Annotated in this window: 2 protein-coding genes and 1 pseudogene; 1 reads left to right on the plus strand and 2 read right to left on the minus strand. The window is 43.2% G+C overall.

The window, feature by feature from the left end:
- Window positions 1–441 (minus strand): annotated as a pseudogene (locus FH976_RS15580) (HipA N-terminal domain-containing protein); the annotation flags it as partial.
- Window positions 438–743 carry a helix-turn-helix domain-containing protein gene (locus FH976_RS15585; RefSeq protein WP_194091691.1) on the minus strand — a complete coding sequence of 102 codons (306 nt, stop codon included), beginning with the start codon at window positions 741–743 and terminating at the stop codon, window positions 438–440. The gene FH976_RS15585 and the pseudogene FH976_RS15580, both read right to left, overlap by 4 nt.
- 237 nt (window positions 744–980) lie before the next feature.
- On the opposite strand from FH976_RS15585, the gene FH976_RS15590 reads away from it, so the two are divergent.
- Window positions 981–2,294: an ATP-binding protein gene (locus tag FH976_RS15590; protein ID WP_194091692.1), complete on the plus strand. Its 1,314-nt coding sequence runs from the start codon at window positions 981–983 to the stop codon at window positions 2,292–2,294.
- Window positions 2,295–2,440: the final 146 nt, after the last annotated feature.

Genomic DNA, 2,440 nt, shown 5'->3' on the forward strand with positions numbered 1-2,440 from the left:
AGCCATTGGCGGCGCAGCAAACTCAGCGTTGTCATCTAAGAACGCAGCCGAGCCTGTTCGCTTAAATCGAATACCACCCATCCGGTAAGAGTCGTGTACGCCCAGCAGGTAATCTAGCTCGTTTAATCGACTTGTTGCTCGAATGCCTTTGCGCGCTTCAATGGCCGCACGCCGCTGCATTAAAATACGTCCCCATCTATCGGGAGATGAATCGAGAAATGCACGAAAGTTTTTATCGGCTTCATCGTTGTAGAGTTCACCGGAGTGAAGCGTCAGGATTGGATCAATTTGCAAGCGATAGGCTGAAGTTAAAAATGCTTTATCGTAGGCAAAACTAAACACGCCACCTCGGCTTGAATCGCTGTAAGAAAGCCGCCCTATTAGCAAAGGCGCTTCAATTGGCTCCCAGTCGGCATAGACTTCAACGATTTCACGACTCATCTTGAAGCTTCCAGCAATTTTATATTTTGCAGCTTAATACCCACTTCATCATGAGCGGCCATTTCTGCAAAGTTGCTTTCCATGCCAAGAACGGCCATGACTTTTAAGTAAGTGCCTATGGCAACGCCCGGATCACCTGCGAAGACTTTGTTCACGGTTTTATGATCAAAGCCAGTACGTTCACACAGCAGTTTTTTTGTAAAACCACGTCGTTTCATCGCCAACAGCAAGTCTTCAGCAAAATGAGTCAGGATTTTGCGCTGCTTTGGAAACAGTACATTGTGTAAGTCACGCTTAGCCATATCACCAACCAAAGGGACTATATTCCCATTTTATTTAATATAATTGGATTTATATCCTACTTTTAGGCTTAGTTTGCGCGTTGGCCAAGGCGATGATGTGGATCCCTGAATACCAAAGGACACCAACCTACACTTTTACGCGCATAAAAGTGCGATTTTTTACATTTTTATGCGCGTAAAAGTGTAGACTGAGTTATACTACAGGCAGTTAACAGTCTTAATTGGCGGGAAATGACAATGCAGCGCAACCTACTCAACGCCCTAATAGCATGGAAAAGTCAACCTGTGCGCAAGCCATTATTGATCGATGGCGCAAGACAAACAGGTAAAACCTATCTACTGCAAGAGTTGTTTGGGAATACCTTTGCCAACATCCTTCGTATCGACTTCCTTGAAAACCCAGCTTACAAAGAAGCGTTCGATGGCTCGTTGTCACCTGACGAGCTAGTAATGAACATTGAGTTGTTAACCAACCAAGCGTTCAATCCAGACACCGACTTGCTGATATTAGATGAAATTGGCGAATGTGAACGAGCCGTAACTTCGCTGAAGTATTTTGCCGAAAAAGCACCGTCCTATTTTGTCGCAGCCAGCGGTTCGAACATTGGTTTGCTCAATACCTTCCCTGTAGGCAAGGTAGAACAATACAATTTACGACCACTGACCTTCCAAGAATTTATTTACGCATCCAACGAGCAAGCGCTGATCAAAGCATTTGATAGTCAAGCAAGCACACCGGCGGTGCACACTAAATTGATGGATAAACTAACCGACTATTTTTTTACCGGTGGTATGCCGGAAGCCGTTTCTGCTTGGTATCAGTTTAAGGATTCAAGCATTCTAGAGCGTGTTGAAAAAGTCACAAAAATTCATGCCGATTTAGTTGAAGGTTATCGCCGCGATTTCGGTAAGTACGCGGGCAAGGTCGATGCCACACTGATTGAATCGGTGTTTAATAGCATTCCAGCCCAGCTATCACTTGTCAGCGATGAGTCAGTTAAACGCTTTAAATTTAAGCATGTGCATGAGCGTAAATCTCGTTATAGCGATTTTGAAACCGCGATCCATTGGCTTAACTGCTGCCGCTTAGCTTTGCCAAACTACCCTATTGAAGGATTACCGAAATCTCCGTTGGCGGCCTATAAAAAAGACAATATGGTTAAACTATTTCTGTTTGATGTGGGCCTGCTCAATCATATGCTGGGCAGCAGTTATAAAGAGATTAAGCAACAAAACTATGAATACAAAGGCTATGTGGCTGAAAACTTTGTGCAACAAGAGCTCACAGCTATTGGCGTTGACCCAAGCTATTCATGGAATGACGCCCGCGCCGAAATCGAATTTATTTTGGCGACCGATGAAGGCGATATCATCCCTGTGGAAGTCAAAAGTGGTAAACGTACAAGAGCAAAATCGTTGGCATCCTACGTTGAAAAATGTACTCCAAATAAAACCTTTAAGTTAACGGGTACACAAGGATCTTCAGCGTTAGAACAAACCAATATCGTGATGCCTTTGTATTTCACGCAGTATTTACCGCAAAGATGGTAAAAGTAATAATTCAATAAGCAAAGGTGTTCAATTAAACATACGAACATCATAAGAAAAATTAGGGATAGAAAAATTGTTATCTACATTGAAGTTAGCAGTAATTGTAGCTACTAAAAATCGCAGCGAACTACTTGCCACTAGATCAC

This window comes from Vibrio hibernica (assembly GCF_015223435.1).
GTDB lineage: Bacteria > Pseudomonadota > Gammaproteobacteria > Enterobacterales > Vibrionaceae > Vibrio > Vibrio hibernica.